We start from the raw sequence: 1,480 nt of genomic DNA on the forward strand, positions 1-1,480 counted from the left end.
CTTAGGGGGGACGGTGACTGAGAGGTCGCCCTCCTACCCGACAAAAGGGAGCGATAACTTCAAACCCTTACCTATCTGTATGAACAACAGAATGGATTTTTATGGTAGCATTAAACAAAAGGGAGGGGATAAACGTGCATAAAAAGAAATATTTTATTCTTATGCTACCTACGCTATTAATCGGGATATTTTTATTATACTTTCTTCCAGCAAATCAGAGACCTTATGTGTTTTCTGTTCCGATTGTTAGTTGTATAATTTATTACACGTGGATATATTTTGAAAGAAAACAAAAGGGAAAAACAAAATTGGCTTTTATTGAGCGGGTGCATTACTGGAACAACGGTAATGCTTTTTCTTATTGAAGTAAAGATGCAGTATAGCTTAACAAGAAATTTTTTTGGAACTTTTACAATAAATACCCGTCTAAGTGAGTAAGGGGGGTAAATATGAAGATTCAAAAACCTTTTTTAGTTCTGCTTTCTGTGTTTTTATTTTTAGTAACTGGTTGTGTGAGCGGAATAGAAAGCGAAGAACAAAAAATAGAAGTTCAAAAGCGGAATGATGAAAATAAATATGAAGATTATAAAGAGATTACTGATAAGGAACAAGTTCAAAATGTGAAAAAAATATTAGAAAAAGCTAATTGGGAAAATGCGAAAGTTGATATGGTATGTAGTGCTGATTATCGATTTATATTTCAATATAAAAATCCTAAAATAGAAGCGAAAGCAGTTTTATATGAACTTTGGATAAGTCCTAATAAAGATAAAGTAGAAGTTGTAAAAGGTGAAAATGAGTATGTTCAATTAAGTGAGGAAGATTCCGCAGTTCTATTTGAGATATTAACAGGAGAAAAATGGAACCTTTCGGCTTTTACTCTGACTGCTTGCCAAGAAAAGCAAGTGGATAATGACAATGGAATAGCAAATCAAGGTAAAATTGAGATGGAACCATTACAAGGATATATTGTTTTTCTTAAAGAAACTGATATAACTATATTAATCAGGGATGAGAATTTTAATATTCAAGATATTGACCTACCTCTTAAAGAATTACAGGATAGATATAATGACATTATGATACTAATTGTCGATAAGATTCCAAAAGACATTATATCAGGGGGAAAAGTAAAGCTAGGGGTTAGCAAAATTTTAGAATCGGACCCACCGAAGGTTTTTGTTACTAAAATCGTAAGAATAGATGCTTAATCTCTTTGAATTAATAAATGTCAAAATTAGCGAAACGAAAGGCATAATCATATTCAATAGAACTACTTATTCATAAGGCGTTCTATTTTTTTGAACAAGATTGTGAAGAAATGTACTTTAACTAACGGGTGCTAGAGTTGAATAAAGGGTTGCTACGGCAGCCCATTGCTTGTTGCACTAACGAAGCAGTTTTGTTTAAGAACGGGGATATATTTATTAGCCAATAAACAAATAAATCCATCCAAGAGGGATTCTCCAAGGATAGATTT

General features: G+C 32.5%; 1 protein-coding gene and 1 pseudogene. Both read left to right on the plus strand.

Translation table 11 applies throughout. The features are described 5' to 3' along the window. Window positions 1-449: 449 nt before the first annotated feature. Window positions 450-860: pseudogene (locus TR08_RS33325) on the plus strand (hypothetical protein); the annotation flags it as partial. A gap of 87 nt (window positions 861-947) precedes the next feature. Then, window positions 948-1,211 carry a DUF3221 domain-containing protein gene (locus TR08_RS33330; protein WP_238579199.1) on the plus strand — a complete coding sequence of 88 codons (264 nt, stop codon included), beginning with the start codon at window positions 948-950 and terminating at the stop codon, window positions 1,209-1,211. Window positions 1,212-1,480 lie beyond the last annotated feature (269 nt).

The organism is Neobacillus niacini (assembly GCF_000759675.1).
Lineage (GTDB): Bacteria > Bacillota > Bacilli > Bacillales > Cytobacillaceae > Neobacillus > Neobacillus niacini_A.

What these genes read in the sequence shown, in the direction of transcription:
- TR08_RS33330 (WP_238579199.1), top strand. Translation starts at nt 948, where the DNA reads ATGGAACCATTACAAGGATATATTGTTTTTCTTAAAGAAACTGATATA.